Raw genomic sequence first — 18,712 nt, forward strand, 5'->3', positions numbered from 1 at the left:
TTAGCAGATTCAGGAAGGATGCCTCGTAAGCGGAGTCCTGATCCCAGATCTCAGAATCGAGACCCTTCGGCAAGCTCAGGGCAGGCTCTGGGGCACCCGGCGAAAAGCAACAGGCCGCACCCTGAAGATGCGGCCTGTGGTCTGGTTCCCTTGTTGCCTTGGCAGCTTGTCCCCTGCTTTTAGAACGGCTTGAGCTTGCCGAGGCCCTTCTTCTTTTTCTTTTTGCTGGAAGACTCTTCGTCGAGGTTGGCCTTCGACTTCTTCTGCTTCTCGGTCGCGGCAGTCTGCGTCTGACCAGTGCCGGCGCGGATGTCGTTGACCTGATCGGGAGCGTCGGCGGGCTTGTCGACGGCAGGCAGAGAGTTGTCTGTGGGACCGACAGACTTGACCAGAGGGCTGGCATTGCCGGTTCCAGCCGCGGGAGCGCCGCTGCCGGAGTCGGCTGCGGGAGTGGCTGATGCATCGCCATTCGGCCCGTTCACGATAGAAACGCCAACGCCGGTGCCGCCAGCCGGGGCCGACATCTGCAGCGGAGCGGTGGAAGGCTGATCGCTGCGGGGCGGCTCGTTGGGTCCGGTGGGCGCGACGGCGGCCGGCTCCGCAGGTTTGCCGGCATTTACCGCCTCATTCATCATGGTGGTTTCCGCCTTGCTGACGTCCGGCGCGATGGTGCGCTTGGGATCGTCGAGCGAAGGCTCCCCGACGTGAGCAGACTGCACGACCGTCGGACCGTGCTTGATGACGCCGAGGATGTTGTCGGTGAAGCGAAGCGGACGCTGACTCTTCTGCTCGGCGTCGCTCTCCGCAACGGCTGCATCGCTCGGCTCAGGGACCGGGCGGTTCATGGCGACGAGACGATCGCGCGCGTCCTCAACGTGCGGAGCCATCGGGTAACGCGTGATCACCTTGGCATAGGCAGCGGCGGCCTTGTCTTCAAACATCGTATGGAGCCGCTCGCGGACATCACCCTTCATTCCGGGAGCGACCTGGACGAGGTGAGCCTGGCCCGCGTACGCATCGCCGATGGCCAGCCACGCCTGATCGCTCTTTGAGTAGAGCGGGTAGGTGTCGACCACTGTTTGCAGGCGTGCGATCGCAGCAACGTAGTTCTCTTTGCCTTCGTAGTAGATGCCGATCCCCGTCTCGCGCTCGGCCAGCACTTCCTGTACATCGCGGAGCTTCTGCTTGGCCCGGGGTATGAGCTTGGAGTCGGGGAACATGTTGATCATGTTCCGGTACTCGCGCTCCGCGTTTTCAGCATTATTGAAGTCGCGATCGGGCTTCTCCATTTGCTGGTAGTAGATGTCGCCTACCTTCATCTGTGCCTCGGCAGCTTCGGGGGCCTGAGGGAAGAAGGTGATGAAGTCCTTGTACTCGGCCTCGGCTTGGGTGAGGGCCGCAGTTCCGCCTTCTTTGAACCAGCTGTCGCCGACGGCGAGTTTGGCGCGCATCCTGAACTCGGAGTCCGGGTAGGTGTTGAGCATGGTCTGGAGGTCGAGCCGGGCCACGTCGTAGCGGCCCTTCTTCATGGCGATCATGGCCTTGTCGAAGAGCTCCTTGTCGGGCTGCTTGGACTTTACGTTCGCCAGAGGATTCGCGCTTAGATCCTGATTCTTCTTGTGCTTGGGCTGCTTTTCTTTCTTGGCCTGGGCCGTAACGCCCGAGAGCGCCAGGGATGCAAGCGCCAACACAGTCATGGTTCTCGACAACCGGTTCATACCACCTCAAGATGCGACAGGGAGGAAGCTGCCGCTGTTTACGGAATTCGGAAAAATCTACTCACCAGCAGCTTTGCGGGCCGCCCCCAGCAGTTCGCGCGCGTCGCGTTCGGCCTGGCCTGCGCCGAAGACGGCGTTGCCGGCTACCAATAGCTCCGCTCCTGCTTGGACGACCTGGGCAACGGTGTCGTGAGCCACCCCGCCGTCGACTTCAATTTTAAATGCAAGCCCCATTTCCTGCCTGAGTTGTGCGAGGCGCCGGATCTTCTGGAGCGAGAACGGGATGAACTCCTGTCCGCCAAAGCCGGGATTCACGCTCATGATGAGGACGTGATGCAGCATGGGCAGAATGTCGCGAATGAGCTCGACGCGGGTTGCCGGGTTGAGAACGACAGCCGGTTTCATACCGTGATGCTCGATGAGCTGAAGAGTCCGATGGAGGTGGCGGCACGCCTCGTAGTGGACGCTGACCCAGTTGGCTCCCGCTTCAGCAAAGGCCGGTATGAACTCGTCGGGGTTCTCGATCATCAGGTGGCAATCGAGGGGCAGCTTTGTTGCTTTCCTCAGGCTCTTCACGACGGGCGGGCCGATGGTGATGTTGGGGACGAAATGGCCGTCCATGATGTCGACATGGATGACGGTGCCACCGCCGCGCTCGGCCGCGGCTACTTCGTCTGCGAGGCGGGCGAAGTCGGCGGACAGTATCGATGGAAGAAGCTGAACCATGCGGCTTTGATGCAGTCCTCTTGGGGTGGTGTGTCCCCCGCAAGTGTATCAGTCGAACATGTGCAGGGAGCTTCGTTTGCGCCGGCCAGATTCAAGGGCTTTGAGCAGGATGCGGCTGCGGGCGCGCATGGCGGGAGTTCCGGAGCGGGCAGCCATGCGAAGAAGGTCGAGCACGTCGGTAAGTGAGGCGCGGTCCTTCCGGGTGAGGTCAGCCATGGCGTGGAGGGCGCAGGTTTTGACGATGGAGCTTGGGTCGTCGAGCGAGGTATTCAGGATCTGGGCGATGCGGCGACACTCGGGCACGGTCAGCTTAAGGCGCGGAATCGTGAGTGCAAGATTCCAGCGGACCTTCTTTTCTGTGGTTTCGGAGAGCAGGCCGATGAGGGCTTGTTTCCAGCGCTGTGCCTGATGCGGGCGGTCGCGTGTGATGCGCTCGAGGGCGTCGGCGGCGCGGCTGGCGATGGCTGGATCTTCGTCGAAGAGGCATTCAATGAGGCCGGAGAGCTTTGCGGGGCGGCCTTCGAGCAGTTCGACCACTTCCCAGACGCGGCCCGCGTCGAGGAGCTTGCCGGGAGTGAGCATCTGGCGAATGGTTTCGGTGGGCGGCATGAGTCGCGGCCATTGTCTCACTGGGGCTTTGCTGCGGCGAGCTTCTTCGCGGCGACGCGTCCCGCCGCTCGCAGCAGAGCGCGGACGGGCCAGCCGCCTTGGTCATCGGGGAAGACGACTTCGCCTTCGCGCTTTACCTCCGGGCGGTAGTACCAGCGCTTGAGGAGGGCGAGGTGTGCCTGGCGGGTGACTGGGTTTGGCTGCGGGCGGTCTGTCGAGAGCTGTTCGAGAACGGATTCCATGCGGGCCTCGAGCATGGTGCGGGGAACTTTCTGTTGATCTCTGATCTCTGTTCTCTGATCGCTGTCTTCGGGTACCGGTTCGAGGGCCATCGGCTGAGCGAAGAGGGAGCTCGAGCCCGACTGCTCGTTCTGGATACGCATGCCCACTGTGGAGAATGGAACGGGACCGCGCAGTTGGCCGCCTTCGAAGAGGAAGACGGCGACTTCGTCGGGATTGGCTGACGATTGGAGAATCGCCGCGCGGAGTTTGCTCATGGGCTGGACTAATTCGGGGGCGAGTGCGCGGACGGCCTCGATCTTCTGCACCTGGGCGTGGAGTGCGGCGGCATCTTCGAAGGCGAGGTCTTCGGAGGCTTTGTCCCGCTGGGTGCGAAGGGGGACGAGCTTGCTGTCGCCGCGGGTGGCGAGAAAGTCCTGCACGGCGCTGGACTCGTCCGCGTAACGATCGTCGGTGCAGCCCTTGTAGCAGGGGGCGAGGCACATTTTCATCTCGCTATAGACGCAGCCGGGGTGCGTGGGATCGGGGTGGAGATCGTCGGTGCAGCGGCGAAGCAGGAAGAGCTTGAGCATCTCTTCCGCGAATCGCTCGGCAGCGGCGCGGGAGGCGAAAGGCCCGTATGCCCATTCGGCTTCGCGCTGGCTCGGCTTGTTGGTGACAGTGACGCGCGGGTAGGGGTTGCTGCCAAGAAAGCGGACGAACGCGGGGGCGCGAAGGTGCATGCGCTCCAGTGCTTTTGCGCCGTAGACGTTTTCGAGCAGTTCGAATTGTGTGAGGAGCGATTCGAAGTCGGAGCCGGTGAGGTGGTATGCGATGCGGCGGACGCGTCCGGCCAGTTGAAGGCGGCGCGGGTGCTTTGGCGAAGGCTGGAGGAGGCGTTCGAGGCGTCCGCGCAGGTTGGGCGTGCGGCCGATATAGGGCTCATCCTTCTCTTCCGCTCCGTAGAGGGCGAAGACGGCTGGCGCGTGCGGCAGTTGGTGGATGGATGCCTTGGGGTCAGCGGGATCGAACGGAACGGATTGCATTTCGACGTTCAAGCGCCGCTCCGGTCACGCACCCGCGATGGTCATTCCGTCGATGCGCAATGTGGGAGATGCGACGGCCCCGCGGAAGACGAGATCACTTCCGATTGCGGTTATGTTGCGGAGCATCTCGCCCAGATTGCCCGCGATGGTGATCTCCTCGACGGCGTGGGTGAGCTGACCGTTCTCGATCCAGAGGCCCGCAGCTCCGCGCGAGTAGTCTCCGGTCACGATATTCGTGCCGAAACCCATCAGGCTGGTGACGTACAGGCCGGCTTTCACCTCGGCGATGATCTGCTCGGGGCTCTGCGTGCCGGGCTCGAGGTAGAGGTTGCCGGGGCCGATCCCTGGTGCGCCGGCGAGTCCGCGTGAGGCGTTGTGCGTGGACTTCATGCCGAGTTTGCGCGCAGCGTAGGTGTTCAGCATGTAGTTGCGCAGCACGCCGTTCTCGAGGACAACGGTGCGGCGGGAGGGCAGACCTTCGCCGTCGAAGGGCGATGTGCCGAAGCCGCCGACTCCAGTGGGCAGCAGCATGGTGTTGTCGTCGATGATGTTCAGGGTCGATGCGCCGATTTGCTCGCCGAGTTTGCCGGCGAGGAACGAGGCGTGTCGCCAGATGGCGTCGCCTGATGCGGCTTCAAAGACAGAGCCGATGAGCGAGCGGGCGACTTCGGGCGCAAAGACGATAGGAACGCGCTGCGTGGGCACGCGCCGTGCGCCGAGGCGTCGGAGAGTGCGACGCGCGGCTTCTGCGCCGACTGACTCCGGCGAATCGAGATTGGCCATGCGCCGGGCGCTCGACCACCAGCCGTCGCGCTGCATATGGCCGTTCTCGTCCGCGGCGAGCGGGGCAGCGGAGACCCCGGCATAGCTGGAGCGGTAGCTGCCGAGGAAGCCTCGCGAATTAGCGAGGATCTTCAGGCCGGTCGCTGCGTCGAAGCTGCCCCCGTCGGAGTTGGTGATGCGCTTGTCGGCTGCGAGTGCGGCGGCTTCCGCACGGCGAGCCATCTCGATGCGTTCGGGTCCGGGCAGGGAGTAGACGTCGTCGTAGTACAGGTGAAGGTCGTCCTGTACGGAGCCGAATTCCTCGGTCTCGGGTAGCCCGACGAAGGGATCTTCTTCCGTGACCCTGGCCAGGGCCATCGCGCCTTCGACCATGTGGCGAACACCGTCAGCAGTAAGGTCGCTGGTCGATGCGGATGCGGTTCTTTCGCCGAGGTAGACGCGCAGGCCGAGCGCGCGCGAGCCGGACTCCTTCAGCGTCTCAACCTGCCCCATGCGGACATTGACGCTGAACTCATCGCCTTCGCGGACGACGACCTCGGCGTCGCTTGCGCCAGCCTGCATGGCCTGGTTCACAACGTTAGCTGCAAGGGATTGGAGATCGAGAGTTCCGGAATTGGGAGATGGGCCGGCCTGGAGTGCAACTGCATCGGACATGGGTCAACCTTAACAAACTGCGCGATGCAGTGCGTAGATGCTGCTCTCTTCACGCCGCGGACAGTCGGACCTGGATTTTGGATTTCGTAGCCTCCGCAAATCGCAGCAGAGTTTTCGTACTCGGCAGAGTCTGCCCGCTCTCGAGCCGCGCGATAGTTGACTGACTCGTCTTCATCTTGGCGGCCAGCTCTGCCTGAGAGAGTCCGGCACGAAGGCGTGCTCGCAGCAATTCCGACGCGATCTCAAATTCGGGTGCAAGGGCGTCGTATTCAGCTTTGACCTTGGGATTGGCGAGCAGCCGGCCTTTCAGTTCTTCATATGCGATTGTCATTGGACCTCCTTTGCCCTTCGAAGCGCCAACTCAATCTCTGCGCGGGGAGTCTTCTGTGTCTTCTTGACGAATGCGCGAAGCACAACCAATCGCCTGGTGTTCGCGGTTATGTAGAGGGCCCTTGCGATTCCATCCCGACCCACCAATCGGAGCTCCCAGAGCTTACCTTCGAGGTGCTTTACATGAGGCGCGCCCAGGCTCTCAAGACCGATTTGGATTATGCGGTCCGCCATTCGGACGAATCGGGCTTGGATGTCAGCAGGGAGTGCTTTGATCTCGGCTGCTACGGTTTCGCTCAGGATTTCGACTTCCACCGCACTCAGCAGTATATCTCAAAATTGAGATATAGCCTACCTGCCTGTTCCACCCACCGTCATGCGTTCCAGCTTGATCGTCGGCATGCCGACGCCAACGGGGACACTCTGGCCATCTTTGCCGCAGGTGCCGATGCCTTCATCGAGCTTCAAGTCGTTGCCGACCATCGAGACGTACTTCAGGGCCTCGGGACCGTTGCCGATCAGAGTGGCGTCCTTTACCGGCGCGGTGATCTTACCGTCTTCGATCAGGTAAGCCTCGGAAGCCGAGAAGACGAACTTGCCGTTGGTGATGTCGACCTGGCCACCGCCGAAGTTAACCGCGTAAAGGCCATGCTTCACCGATCGCAGAATGTCTTCGGGGGCATCCTCGCCGGCCAGCATGTAGGTGTTGGTCATGCGGGGCATGGGGATGCAGTGGTAGCTCTCGCGACGGCCGGAGCCGGTGTTCGCCGTGCCCATGAGCCGCGAAGAGAGCTTGTCGGTCAGGTAGCCTTTCAGGACGCCGTTCTCGATCAAAACGGTCTCCTGGGTCGGCGAGCCCTCATCGTCTACATTGAGTGATCCGCGGCGGCCCTGCATCGTGCCGTTGTCGACGACCGTGACTTTGGAGCTGGCGACGGGGCGGCCGATCAGGCCGGAGAAGGCCGATGTTCCCTTGCGGTTGAAATCGGCTTCGAGGCCGTGGCCGACTGCCTCATGCAGCAGGATTCCGGGCCATCCGGGGCCGAGGACCACTTGCATGTCGCCCGCTGGGGCGGGGACTGCTCCGAGCTGGAGGATCGCGCCGCGAGCTGCTTCCTGGGCGAGGTGCTCCGGACTCTTGGTGCCTGCGAACTGGTCCAGGCCGGCACGCCCACCCCCTCCAGCTGAGCCTTTCGTTGTCACCTGGCCGTCTCTGGCGATGACAAACACATTCAGGCGGCAGAGCGGCTGGGTATCGCTCGCGATCGAGCCGTCAGAACCGGCAACCAGAATGCGGCGGAGTTCTTCGCTGTAGCCGGCGCGCACCTGCACAACCCGGTTGTCGAAGGCGCGGGCCGCGCGATCGGCGCGGAGGATCAACTCGAGGCGGGCGGCTAGGTCGAGGTCGAAGCCTCCGACTGGCACGGGGTAGAGATCGCCTGATTTAGTTTCCGTAAAGCCCTGGATGGGCTGCTTCGACGGGCCGGAGGCGATGAGGGCAGCGGTCTTGGCGGCGTGCAGAAGCCGGTCGGGATTGAGATTGTCCGTGTAGGCGTACCCCGTGCGCTCGCCGGAGAGAACGCGAATCCCGCACCCGGCGCTGGTGCCGGTGCTGGCGGACTTCACGATCTGCTCGTCGACGCCGAGCGAAGTAGAGGTGACGGACTCGAAGTAGAGATCGGCGTAATCGCCACCGGCCGACAGCGCCTCGCCGAGGCAGCGCTCGAGCAGGCGCTCGGTGATTCCAAATTTGTCAAAAAAGTAACGTCTATGGCTCTGCTGCGGGGAGGTCTCGGGTAGGTTCATCACTATCTCCAGTTTACGCCTGCCGGAGACTCATGGCGGAACCGCTCCGGATCGTTTCCTCACTTGATTCATGCCGGTCGCGAGCATGTTTCCACAATTCGCGTCGTGCTACATTCAGGCCATGAAAAAGCTACTTGCTGCTGCGCTTCTGGTCATGGTGTTTGCTGCGCCGGCCTTTGCCGCCACGACGCATCATCATCACCATCGCCATCACCACCACAAGAAGGCGTAGTTCCCAACGGGTTCTCTCAGGGGGATTACTCAACCGAACGATTGGCCCATATATACGATGTGGGCCAGTCCCGCTTACCCGCACAGTTCTCTTCCGTATGACACGGGTGACCTCGGATACTATCCCCGGCCTCGCTCTCGTGCTACATTCCAGCCATGAAGAAAATTGCAGTTGCCGTGCTGATGGCCGTGGTGTGTTCTGCCCCGGCGTTTGCCCGGCACAAGAAGCCGCATAAAGACCCGCGGGTCATCGATCATCCGAAGGCCGTCCACGAGAAGAACCCGCATCTTAAAGAGATCCAGAAGCACAAGATGCCGAAGCACAACACGGCGAAGTAAAATCGCGCGACCGGAAGACGATGCCAGAGCTGGACGATCTCCGTTATCCCATTGGCCGTTTCACGCCGCCCGCCTCTTCTGAGCCGGCAGCGCGGGCCGAGCAGATCTCAGTTCTGCGCCTGCTACCTGGAAACGTCCAGACCGCAGTGAGCGGACTCAGCCACACGCAACTGGACACACCCTATCGCGAGGGCGGATGGACGGTGCGGCAGCTGGTTCATCACATCGCCGACAGCCATGCCAACGCGTATGTGCGGACCAAGCTCGCGTTGACCGAGGACTGGCCGACGATCAAACCCTACGATGAGGCCGCCTGGGCAAAGCTGGTCGACAGTGCGCTACCCATCGATGGCTCTATAGCGATGATCTCGGCAATGCACGAGCGCTGGGTGGCAATCCTGGAGTGGCTGACCGAGGCTGATTTCAAGCGCGGCTACAATCATCCGGAACTTGGCCGGCAGGAACTCGGCAACGTGATTGCTTTGTATTCATGGCATTCGCGTCACCATACGGCGCACATCACGAATCTGCGCAAAAGGATGTCCTGGTAGCCGAAGTGTCCTCGGGCCTTGAAACTCCGTCCGCCGCGAAACTCGCAGAAACTCTCGAAAACTACCTGGCCTCACATCCTGCTGCCGCCCTGCTTGAAGACGGTCGCGTTCTGTTTGACATGCGATTGGCCCGCTACTCGATTTCGGAGTCGCACGGGCGCTGCCTCCTGCAACTCTGGAGCGAAGAACGCAACCTGGTGCGGACGGTTCTGGAGATTCAACAGCGGGCGCATTCTCTGCGAGTGATGACACGCCGAATGGGAGCGCCAAAGCCCCAGGCGCTCGAACTGGTTGCTACGAGCGACCGCCGGACACCGACAGCGAGGGACTCAGCGCGACGGAACTATCAGCGTCTGCTGGAACGGGTTCTGACGCGTGCGTTTCTGGGCGCAAAGGTGGATGGATTCCGCTCAGCAATGGATCTGGAACACAGCTTTGGACCGGCGTACGTGCGGGGAAGACTGCTTCGTGGAACGGCTGCAGATGCGGTGATCGGCATCGGCGGCGCAGAGTCCTCAACTGCGATCGACGGCATTCTCACTCTGGGGGTCCTCTGGCTCGATTACTGCCGGCAGAAGGCGGACGGACGACGGCACTTTGGAGGATTGAAGGTGATTGTGCCGGCGGGCGCATGGCGTACCACCGCCGAGCGAATGGCGTGGCTGAATAGTTCCGCTGCCTTCGAGCTCTTCGCCCTTGATGAACGCACGGAGGAGCTTGAAGCGATCGACTTCCGCGACTGCGGCAACCAGACGGCTCGCCTAATTCATGCATTTTCTGGTGAATCAGCTCTGGAGCGCTGCGGTGCGGGGCTGGGCAAGGTGATGGCCTTCTTGCCGGATGGATCCCAGCATCGGGTCGAGCTACGCCCCCGCTCGGCAAGTGAGGTGGGGCTGCTGCTGCACGGTCTGGAGTTTGCGCGCGTTCGGAACGGACCATCGGCTCATTCATTCACACATCAGGAGGAGATCACGTTCGGAGCCGGCGCAAATGAGACTCCTCTGACACCCGAAACCGAAGATACGTGTCGCGCGCTGTGCGAGAGGCTCTTCGCGAGCCGCCATCCCGGAGGCACTCATGCGGATCCGCTGTTCAGAATGCAGCCGGAGCGCTGGCTCGAATCGGAGTTCCGCAGGAGTCTGGGTGAACTGCTGCCGATCTTGCGGGGTGAGTCGGTCTACTCGCAGGTGCCTGCGCTCTCGTGCGGCGACCGTGGCATGCTTGACCTCCTTGCGGCCGATCGGAACGGGCGGCTCTGCGTCATCGAACTGAAGGCCGATGAGGACCTGCAGCTTCCCATGCAGGCGCTCGACTACTGGATCCGGGTGCGCGCGCTCAACGCAGACCGGCAGCGCACGCCCATGAGCGACCGTCTTCTATCGGCGTTTGAACGCGAGGGCTACTTTCAAGGGATGGAGTTGTCAGACCAGCCCCCGCGGCTCATCCTGGTAGCGCCGGCGTTGCGAATTCACCCTGCGAACCTGCCTGTGCTTCGGTATCTCTCGCCTGAGGTCGATTGGGAGCTCATCGCGCTTGGCGAGCACTGGCGAGACGAGTTGAAGATTGTCTTCCGAAAGCGATCGGCGGATTCGAGATAAAGTCTCGGCGCTACTTCGTCGTAGAACTTGTGCTGGCCGCGCAGGCGCACTCTTCGAGATCGGAGAGCAGCGCATCAATGCGCTTCAGGTCAGAGTCCCACGCAAACATGATGCGGGCCGCGCCGCCGATGAACGTATAGAACCTCCAGCCGCGTGAACGGAGAGCGTTGAGAATATCCTCCGGCGCGTTCAGGAACACGGAATTGGCGTCGACCTTGGAAACAACTTCAAGGTTGCCGATGCAGCCCACGCGGTCTGCAAAGTAGCGAGCACACCCGTTTGCGTGTTCCGCATTCTTCAACCAGGCGCCGCTTTCGAGCATGCCGACCCAGGGCGCAGCGAGGAAGCGCATCTTCGACGCAAGCTGCCCGGCCTGCTTGCAGCGGTAATCGAAGTCGACGGCGAGCTTCCTGTCAAAGAAGATGACCGCTTCGCCGATGGCCATGCCGTTCTTTGTACCGCCGAAGCAGAGAACGTCGACGCCGCTCTTCCATGTCAGCTCGGCCGGAGAGCAACCAAGGCTTGCGCAGGCATTCGCAAACCGCGCGCCGTCCATGTGGAGCGAAAGGTCGTGCTCTTTGCAGGCAGCGGAGATCGCTTGGAGTTCTTCAAGCGAGTACACGCGGCCGGTTTCCGTCGGCTGCGTGACGGTGACGACGCGCGGCTTTGGATAGTGAATGTCCTGGCGCCTGGTGGCCAGTTCACGGATGGCTGTCGGCGTGAGCTTCCCGTCGACTGCCGGGGCTACCAGCAACTTGGAGCCATTGGAGAAGAACTCGGGCGCGCCGCACTCGTCGGTTTCAACGTGCGAGGCGTCGCAGCAGATGACTCCGTGATAGGACTGGCAGAGTGACGCCAGGGCGAGGGAGTTTGCGGCTGTGCCGTTGAACACGAAAAAGACTTCGCAGTCGGTTTCGAATAGGTCGCGAAACTCGTTGGCCGCGCGGGTGGTCCAGACATCGTCCCCGTAGGCGGTTGCGTGTCCCTGGTTAGCGGCGTTCATGGCAGCCCATGCTTCAGGGCAGATGCCCGCATAATTGTCGCTGGCGAATTGTTGAGCAAAATCGTTGGTTTCTCGCGTCATTTTCTTCTTCCATGATAGGAGTCCAGAGATCGCGAGGTCTCACAGTGAGGTTGGTCACGCAGGGCGTGGATTGGACAGAACTGACCTAATTTTGGTGCATCCTGGGTTTCTTACCTCAGTACCGTGATTTCCGCAAAAAATTGCCGTTCACACGAACATCATGGAGTGATATAAATCACATAATTCCAGAACAGATAGCGGCATACTCATTTCATCCGCTAACAAGCAATAGGTATTCAGGTCCTGAAGGGGTCAAGTAAGAAGCCCTCAGGCGGGAGTTTTTCGCCGTGCCCACCCAGCCCGTCTTTGAATTTCGGCCCGCTATTGCAAGACCCCCCCGTGTAGCTCCCAGGCCGGCGCCTGCCACAGGCAATGTGATATCCATCTGTGATTCACCGGCGTTTTCCCGCGCGTTTGAACCAGAAGCTGAAGAACCGATTCGTGATGGCTTGGGATGTGCCCGGGCAATCCGTGCCGCTTTCGTACTGGAAGGGAGCCTGGGGGCGGCCCTCTATGCCCTCTGGCATTTCCGGCACGTCTTCAACGCGATCCACCTGATGCGCTAGAAACAAACAAGTTCGCACCCGCAGAGTGCAGGCCAAGGCCGCTGGAGATTACTTCTTCAGCGGCCTTCGTGCGAAGTAGTAAAGCGAGTAGGCGAGCAGCCCGAAGGCGATCACGGAGACCAATGTGTGATCGAGGATTGTTCCTCGCGGGAAATTCAGGATGTCGCGGTTCTCCATGTAAGTAGCTTCAACGGCCTTTAGGGCGACGCCGATGAGCCCGGCGATGCCGCCCGCAGCGATCAGGCCAGAGGCGAACAGGGAGCCGGAGGAGATGTCGCTCTCGGCTTCGGCTTCGCCTGCTTTTGCCGCAGCGCGGTCGACAAGCCAGCGGACCACGCCGCCGACAAAGATTGGCAGCGTTGTGCCGATGGGAAGATAAGCTCCAACGGCGAAGGTGAGCGAGCGGATCCCGAGCAGTTCGACGGCGATGACCAGCGAAACACCAACCAGAACGAGTCCCCAGGGCAGCTTGCGGCTGAGGATGCCGTTGATCACCGTGGCCATGAGCCGGGCCTGCGGCGCCGGGGCGCTGGCGCTGCCGATTCCCTGAATCCAATGGACTTCGATTTTGCCGGTCTGAGGCGAGTAGAGGTATTTGCCGTCCTGAAGCTCGGTTGAGCCGATCGCGTTCAGAAGGACGTATTCAGAGGCTTGGTGGGTTGAGGTCGTTTTGTCTGACTGGACGACGCGGATCTCGGCGGGCAGATGCTTCTTGTCCTGTTCGACGGAGACACCCGGATGAGCGGCGTTGATGTCCCACGGCTGTGCCGCGGCCTGAAACTCCTGCAGCCCTGTGTTCATCAGGTTCAGAGTTGATCCGATGACGATGGTGGATACGACCACACCGATCATCAGTGCGATCTGCTGGAGACGCGGAGTTGATCCGACGATATAGCCGGTCTTCAAATCCTGCGAGGTATCGCCCGAGTTGGAGGCGGCGATGCAGACCACGCCGCCGATGGTGATGGCGAGAGCGCCATAGGCCGGCGCCGTCCAACCGCGAACGAGGAAGACCGCCGCCGTAGCCATGAGCGTGGCGATGGTCATGCCCGAAACGGGGCTCGCCGAAGAGCCGACCAGGCCAACGATGCGGGAGCTGACGGTCACGAAAAGGAAACCGAAGACGACCACAAGGAGCGAGGCGGCCAGATTTGCTCCCCAACCGACGAAGGCTCCGGGCACCGGCTTGAACTCGAGGAAGATGAACATGCATGCCACGATCAGCAGCGAGCCGATGATGACGACGCTCATGGAGAGATCGTTTTCGGTGCGGATTGGCTTTTGAGCTTTCTCCGCATCGGCGCCGGCGCGCATGGAGGTCAGCCCTGCGGTGAGCGCGCTCCAGATGGTTGGGATGGTTTTCAGCAGAGTGATGAGCCCTGCGGCGGCGACCGCTCCGGCTCCCATTGGCTTGATGTAGCTGGCCCAGAGGTCGCTTGGACCCATCTGCGCGATCGGGGTCTGTCCGGGATAGACAGGCAGCGGCAGAGCCTTGCCGAAGAAGTAGATGAGCGGCATGACGACGAGCCAGGAGAAGACGCCTCCAGCGAAGATAACGCCGGCCACGCGGGTGCCGATGATGTAGCCCACCCCGAGGTATTCCGAGGTCGCGTCGGCGTTGATAGCTGAGCCCTTGAGGATGTGCTGTGGGCCGTAGTCGGGCTCGTATCCAGGAGAGCCGGGCCAGGCGCGGAAGAGATTGGCGTTTTGGAAGAACGTGTAGATGCCGCCGAGCCCGAGTCCAAGAAAGACACGGCTGGCCAGCGATCCGCCTTTTTCACCGGCAATCAGAACGTCGGCGCAGGCTGTGCCTTCGGGGTAGGGAAGCGCGCCGTGCTCTTTGACGATAAGCTGGCGGCGAAGCGGAATCATGAACAGAACGCCGAGCCATCCGCCGATCAGCGCGAGCATGAAGATGCGCGAGTATTCGAGATCGAAGCCGAGAAAGACGAGAGCCGGCAGGGTGAAGATGACGCCGGAGGCGATGGACTGGCCCGCGTTGCCCGTTGTCTGGACGATGTTGTTCTCGAGGATGGAGGCTCGACCGAATGCGCGGAGAATGCTGATCGACAACACCGAGATCGGAATCGATGCGGCAACCGTGAGCCCGGCGCGCAAGCCGACGTAAACAGTGACCGCGCCAAAGATGATGCCGAAGATCGAGCCAAGGAACAGAGCGCGGAACGTGAACTCCGGCGGATGTTGATCGGGCGGAATGAACGATTGAAATTCGGCCACAAGAGCCTCCCCTGCCAGCAAACAGAATGCCTGATGAAACCTGAAGGACGAGTTTACGTCATGCGCCTGAGGTTGCGACATCACACGCATCACGGTATGGCAATAGACTTTAGAGCGCTCTGCGTGATTTCTTTGTATGGGTCGTGTTCTCCCGACTGGCTCAGCTCTCCCCGAACGGAGCGCCACTGAATGAGCAAGATCCCGATACGCGCGGTGCTGGTCTGCTGGCTCTTCCTGCTGAGCGCAATTGCATTTCTCGACCGCACCAACCTGACCGTTGCCGGGCTGCAGATCAGCCACGAATACCTTCTCGACAACGTCCGTTTCGGCTGGTTGCTGAGCGCGTTCCTTGTCGGCTATGCGGCTTCGCAAGTGATGGCAGGGTGGATCGCAGTGCGGCTGGGCCCGCGGAGGGCGCTGACTCTTGGGGTCGTCTGGTGGGGCGTATTTACGCTGGCGACGGCTGCCGTCCCCCCGGGCATTCGCGGCGCGCTCTGGATTCTTATCGGGATCCGTTTCGCGCTGGGCCTCGGTGAAGCGATCATCTATCCCACTTCGAACCAGTTCGTGGCGCGATGGATCCCGGTGAGCGAACGCGGCCGCGTGAACGGCGTCATCTTTGCCGGTGTTGGCGCGGGGTCGATGCTTACACCGCCGATACTCACGGGGATCATCCTTGCCTATGGCTGGCGTGCCGGGTTCTGGTTCAGTGCGGCGGTCGGTATCGTGGCGGGGATTGTCTGGTACGTAATCGCGCGCGACTCTCCCGGCCAGCATGGATGGGTCTCTCGCCAGGAACTCGCGACGATTCAGGCAGGAATTCTCGCCGACGATTCGCCGAGACCTCCCATCCCGTGGGCGGCGATTGTGCGCAGCCGGTCGATGATCCTGTTGACCTTCGCCTGCTTCTGCTTCGGATATATCGCATGGATCTTTCTGGGCTGGTTCTTCCTGTACATGGCGCAGGCGCGGCACCTGAATATGAAGGCGAGCGCGCTCTACTCGATGATTCCGTTTGCGGCGATGACGACGTTTTGCCTGATCGGCGGCGTTGTCTGCGACTGGCTCGCCAAACAATACGGCCTTCGGATAGGACGGGTAGCTCCGGCGTTTGTGGGTCTTCTCCTTTGCGGGGGACTGCTCATCGCCGGGTCGCATGCAGTGAGCGCGACCGCTGCCGCGATGACCCTGGCGGCCGGGGCGGGCGGGCTGTACATCTCGCAGAGCTCGTACTGGTCCGTCACTGCAGATATCGCCGGGCGGAATGCTGGTGTGGTGTCGTCGATCATGAACACCGGGGCCCAGGTGGGAGGAGCGGTGACGACGACGCTGACTCCCTGGCTGGCAGAGAGATTTGGCTGGTGGGCAGGATTTCTGGCCGCGGCGCTGCTGGCGTTTGCAGGCGCGTTCGCGTGGCTTGGAGTCAATCCTGAGATCCAGCTCTCAGCTTCCCCGAAAATTCCGGAGGGCGCAGTAGACCGGGTTTCAAACGCCCAGTAGAAGGTCAGATGTAGCTGAGCAGTTTCGATCGCTTCGTCGCTTTCAGATCCGCATACCACCGGCACGGGAGATACAAGATGACGAGGCAAATGCCGTAAACGAGGTAAAGAAGCGGCAGGCTCCACATGTATCCGGAAGGAAGCGGCCCTGGATCGACGGGGTGATTCGTAACGAGCCACGGGTCCACATGTCCTTCGCGTACGACGGATACGACGCAAGCGGCCAGATGGATCAGGGGAATGTGGAGCAGGTAGTAGAACATCGGAACACGGCCGAAGGTCTCGACGATTCCAGCCAGCCGCCCCCGCCAGCTTTCGGCCAATGCCCACAGCAGGAACATCGGCCCGATCGTCATGCAGAGATACTCAAGTGACGCTGGATACTTCGCGGTATTCAGGAAACTGAACAGTGTATGCCGATCCCAAGGCCGCGGATCTCCATAAATCCCGGCGAGACGAAGGGCGACATACAGCAGCGTCAGAGATAAACCGAGTTGGACGTAGATCCGGCGCCGGTCCGCCACGGCTCGCTGTGTAATCGGTCCGAAAGCATAGCCGGCGAACATCAGACCGACCCAGGGGACAAGTACGTAGAGGATCAGGAGCGGCGGTCCTGATTTGCCGATCTCGACGGCCCCGCCGAAGTAGAAGATGCGCAACAGCCAACTGGGTCCGTCAGGGCCGAACGCATGAGCGATCTGCGGCCGGAACAGGTTGGTCAGATTATGCAGCGCGATAAGAGCGATCCCAATTGCGGCAACAGCTTGTCTCGGCAGATAGACGGCTCCTGCGAGCGTGATCATGCACCAGCCGATCATCCAGATCACCCCGGCGAGCAGGTAATGCTGAAAGTCGAAGTTGAAGGTCCAGGCCACGCGCAGAAACGTCAGCTCAAGAAAGATCAGCCAGAATCCGCGAGACACCAGGAACTTCGACAGCAGCGAACGATCGGAGAACTTCCGCCCGTAGAGCCATGCCGATGTTCCGGCCAGGAAAACGAATGCCGGCGCGACGAAGTTGGTGATCCAGCGCGTAAAGAAGACGCCAATGGTCGGTCCTCCGGCAGGCACGCCCGAGTAGACGCGGACGTGGTCGATCGCCATCAGGATCATCGCCACGCCTCGCACAATATCGAGCGACGAGACCCTCCCCGCCTTCGTCGTCGCTGTTCCAGGTGCAATCGGGGAGGTTGCGGTCGCTGCGGATATCGGCATGAGCTTTCCTTCGTGGCATGGAGGGTAGCAACCAGAGCAGCAGATTTCAATCTTTTGTGACGAGCGCCCAGCGCCGAGTACGTTCGCTCGCAATGCAGCTACTTGGCACGACACGCCTTCAGCGCGTAGCTTAGGGTGCAGGCAAGTTCCGGGGTACAAATGCAGACAAGCCTTTCTGAGAAGCAGACGACAGCGGTCAATCCCGCTTTCGCAGGGAAGAGCCCTATCAAACGGCTCCTCTCGCTTGATGTGGTCCGCGGCATCACCATCGCGTTCATGATCATGGTGAACAATAACGGCGGCCCCGGTTCGTGGCACTTCATGAACCACGCCCAGTGGAACGGCCTGACGCCGACGGATCTCGTGTTTCCGACGTTTGTCTTCGTGGTTGGAGTATCGGTCGTCTTCGCGACGGAGGCGAGACTTGCCAAAGGCGCGGCGCGTTCAGAACTCGCGAGACACGCCGTGATCCGCACCATCGTGCTGATCCTCTTCGGCATCATCGTCAACAGCTTCCCGTATTTCCACCTCGCGCACATGCGCTTCTACGGCGTGCTGCAGAGGATTGCGGTCTGCTATCTCGTGGTTAGCCTTTTCTACCTATGGGACCAGCGCGCCTCAACAAAGTGGATGGCCCTCGCAGGCTGCCTCATCGGCTACTGGGTTCTTGTGCGCTGGGTGCCGATCCCGGGGATTGGGATGCCGGGCCGCGACGTTCCATTCATGGACGTCGAACGGAATCTGGTCTCCTATATCGACCAGCACCTGTTCCCGCACCACCTCTACCTGTACTCGCCTGATCACAACGTTCGCGACCCCGAAGGCCTGCTCAGCGATCTGCCGGCGATTGGAACTGCGCTGATGGGGATGCTGGCGGGAATATGGCTCAGGTCGAAGCGATCTGTCAGCATTAAGACGGCGGGCCTGGCAATCGCCTGCATTACGAGCCTCGTGATTGGCTATTTGTGGTCGATGGAGTTTCCGCTGAACAAGAATATGTGGACGAGCTCCTTTGTGCTCGTCGCGGGCGGGTATTCGCTGGCGCTGCTCACCTTCGCGCACTTCACTATTGAGCAGATGAACTGGCGGAAGGGCTGGACCTATCCGTGGATCGTGTTCGGCTCAAATGCCATTGCGGCATACATGTTCAGTGAACTGGTGCCGGGGATCTTCGGAGAACTCCTCCAGTTCAGAGGTGCAGACGGGCGGATGACCAATCCTCTGGCCTGGACGGCAATGCACACGGTAATGCGGATACCAGACCCGCACTGGGCCGCGTTTGCATTTTCGGTGTCTTTTTGTGCGTTCTGCTTTATTCCAGTTTGGATTCTCTACAAGAAGAAAATCTTCCTCAAGGTTTAGCAGGCCGATGAAGCGGATCTGGCCTGGAGCGTGGTGCGGATAACCCAGAACGTTTGTTCATCGTCTATTGTTTTAATCAGGTCTTCAAGTTTGGCCTGACCGCATCTTCCCCTACCCGGTTGCCGATGAGCCCGCGTGA

At 61.1% G+C, this 18,712-nt stretch carries 17 protein-coding genes; 6 read left to right on the top strand and 11 right to left on the bottom strand.

Going from position 1 to position 18,712, the window contains the following annotated elements:
* Nucleotides 1-179 precede the first annotated feature (179 nt).
* The 8 genes from DHV10_RS09820 to tldD form a co-directional block, all read right to left on the bottom strand.
* Nucleotides 180-1,697 carry an outer membrane protein assembly factor BamD gene (locus tag DHV10_RS09820; RefSeq protein ID WP_162601384.1) on the bottom strand — a complete coding sequence of 506 codons (1,518 nt, stop codon included), beginning with the start codon at nt 1,695-1,697 and terminating at the stop codon, nt 180-182.
* A 78-nt stretch (nt 1,698-1,775) separates the two neighbouring features.
* On the bottom strand, nt 1,776-2,444 hold the full coding sequence (rpe, locus tag DHV10_RS09825) for a ribulose-phosphate 3-epimerase (protein ID WP_109486166.1): 669 nt from the start codon (nt 2,442-2,444) through the stop codon (nt 1,776-1,778).
* Between the two features lie 48 nt (nt 2,445-2,492).
* Complete coding sequence (locus DHV10_RS09830; RefSeq protein ID WP_109486167.1) at nt 2,493-3,053, bottom strand: HEAT repeat domain-containing protein; 561 nt, start codon at nt 3,051-3,053, stop codon at nt 2,493-2,495.
* A 17-nt stretch (nt 3,054-3,070) separates the two neighbouring features.
* Nucleotides 3,071-4,330 (bottom strand): excinuclease ABC subunit C, encoded by a 1,260-nt coding sequence (locus DHV10_RS09835; protein ID WP_109486168.1) that lies wholly within the window; start codon nt 4,328-4,330, stop codon nt 3,071-3,073.
* Nucleotides 4,331-4,342: 12 nt separating this feature from the next.
* A complete protein-coding gene (locus DHV10_RS09840) occupies nt 4,343-5,755 on the bottom strand; it encodes a TldD/PmbA family protein (RefSeq protein WP_109486169.1) in 1,413 nt (470 codons plus the stop codon).
* 49 nt (nt 5,756-5,804) lie between these two features.
* Complete coding sequence (locus DHV10_RS09845; RefSeq protein ID WP_109486170.1) at nt 5,805-6,086, bottom strand: helix-turn-helix domain-containing protein; 282 nt, start codon at nt 6,084-6,086, stop codon at nt 5,805-5,807.
* On the bottom strand, nt 6,083-6,400 hold the full coding sequence (locus DHV10_RS09850; RefSeq protein WP_109486171.1) for a type II toxin-antitoxin system RelE/ParE family toxin: 318 nt from the start codon (nt 6,398-6,400) through the stop codon (nt 6,083-6,085). Before DHV10_RS09850 ends, DHV10_RS09845 begins: the two co-directional genes overlap by 4 nt.
* Nucleotides 6,401-6,436: 36 nt before the next feature.
* The gene (tldD, locus tag DHV10_RS09855) at nt 6,437-7,891 is read right to left on the bottom strand and encodes a metalloprotease TldD (RefSeq protein ID WP_109486172.1); all 1,455 of its coding nucleotides are present in this window, start codon (nt 7,889-7,891) and stop codon (nt 6,437-6,439) included.
* 85 nt (nt 7,892-7,976) lie between these two features.
* Between tldD and DHV10_RS27040 the strand changes: the two genes are divergently transcribed.
* From DHV10_RS27040 to DHV10_RS09870, 4 genes are all read left to right on the top strand, one after another.
* Nucleotides 7,977-8,123 (top strand): hypothetical protein, encoded by a 147-nt coding sequence (locus tag DHV10_RS27040; RefSeq protein ID WP_162601385.1) that lies wholly within the window; start codon nt 7,977-7,979, stop codon nt 8,121-8,123.
* A 155-nt stretch (nt 8,124-8,278) separates the two neighbouring features.
* Nucleotides 8,279-8,461, top strand: coding sequence for a hypothetical protein (locus tag DHV10_RS09860; RefSeq protein WP_109486173.1), 183 nt, complete (start codon nt 8,279-8,281; stop codon nt 8,459-8,461).
* Nucleotides 8,462-8,481: 20 nt separating this feature from the next.
* Nucleotides 8,482-9,012, top strand: coding sequence for a YfiT family bacillithiol transferase (locus DHV10_RS09865; RefSeq protein ID WP_109486174.1), 531 nt, complete (start codon nt 8,482-8,484; stop codon nt 9,010-9,012).
* Between the two features lie 5 nt (nt 9,013-9,017).
* On the top strand, nt 9,018-10,610 hold the full coding sequence (locus DHV10_RS09870; protein WP_109486175.1) for a PDDEXK family nuclease: 1,593 nt from the start codon (nt 9,018-9,020) through the stop codon (nt 10,608-10,610).
* Between the two features lie 10 nt (nt 10,611-10,620).
* Here DHV10_RS09870 and DHV10_RS09875 read toward each other — a convergent pair whose 3' ends face one another.
* Nucleotides 10,621-11,694, bottom strand: a complete 1,074-nt coding sequence (locus DHV10_RS09875) for a threonine aldolase family protein (protein ID WP_109486176.1) — start codon at nt 11,692-11,694, stop codon at nt 10,621-10,623.
* 614 nt (nt 11,695-12,308) lie between these two features.
* Complete coding sequence (locus DHV10_RS09885) at nt 12,309-14,498, bottom strand: OPT family oligopeptide transporter (protein WP_239461437.1); 2,190 nt, start codon at nt 14,496-14,498, stop codon at nt 12,309-12,311.
* A 189-nt stretch (nt 14,499-14,687) separates the two neighbouring features.
* Between DHV10_RS09885 and DHV10_RS09890 the strand changes: the two genes are divergently transcribed.
* Nucleotides 14,688-15,998 carry an MFS transporter gene (locus DHV10_RS09890; protein ID WP_109486178.1) on the top strand — a complete coding sequence of 437 codons (1,311 nt, stop codon included), beginning with the start codon at nt 14,688-14,690 and terminating at the stop codon, nt 15,996-15,998.
* 4 nt (nt 15,999-16,002) lie between these two features.
* Here the strand turns inward: DHV10_RS09890 and DHV10_RS09895 are convergent, their stop codons facing one another.
* On the bottom strand, nt 16,003-17,211 hold the full coding sequence (locus DHV10_RS09895) for an acetyltransferase domain-containing protein (protein ID WP_109486179.1): 1,209 nt from the start codon (nt 17,209-17,211) through the stop codon (nt 16,003-16,005).
* A 159-nt stretch (nt 17,212-17,370) separates the two neighbouring features.
* On the opposite strand from DHV10_RS09895, the gene DHV10_RS09900 reads away from it, so the two are divergent.
* Nucleotides 17,371-18,573 carry an acyltransferase family protein gene (locus tag DHV10_RS09900; protein WP_109486180.1) on the top strand — a complete coding sequence of 401 codons (1,203 nt, stop codon included), beginning with the start codon at nt 17,371-17,373 and terminating at the stop codon, nt 18,571-18,573.
* Nucleotides 18,574-18,712 lie beyond the last annotated feature (139 nt).

The sequence above is a fragment of the Occallatibacter savannae genome (assembly GCF_003131205.1).
Lineage (GTDB): Bacteria > Acidobacteriota > Terriglobia > Terriglobales > Acidobacteriaceae > Telmatobacter > Telmatobacter savannae.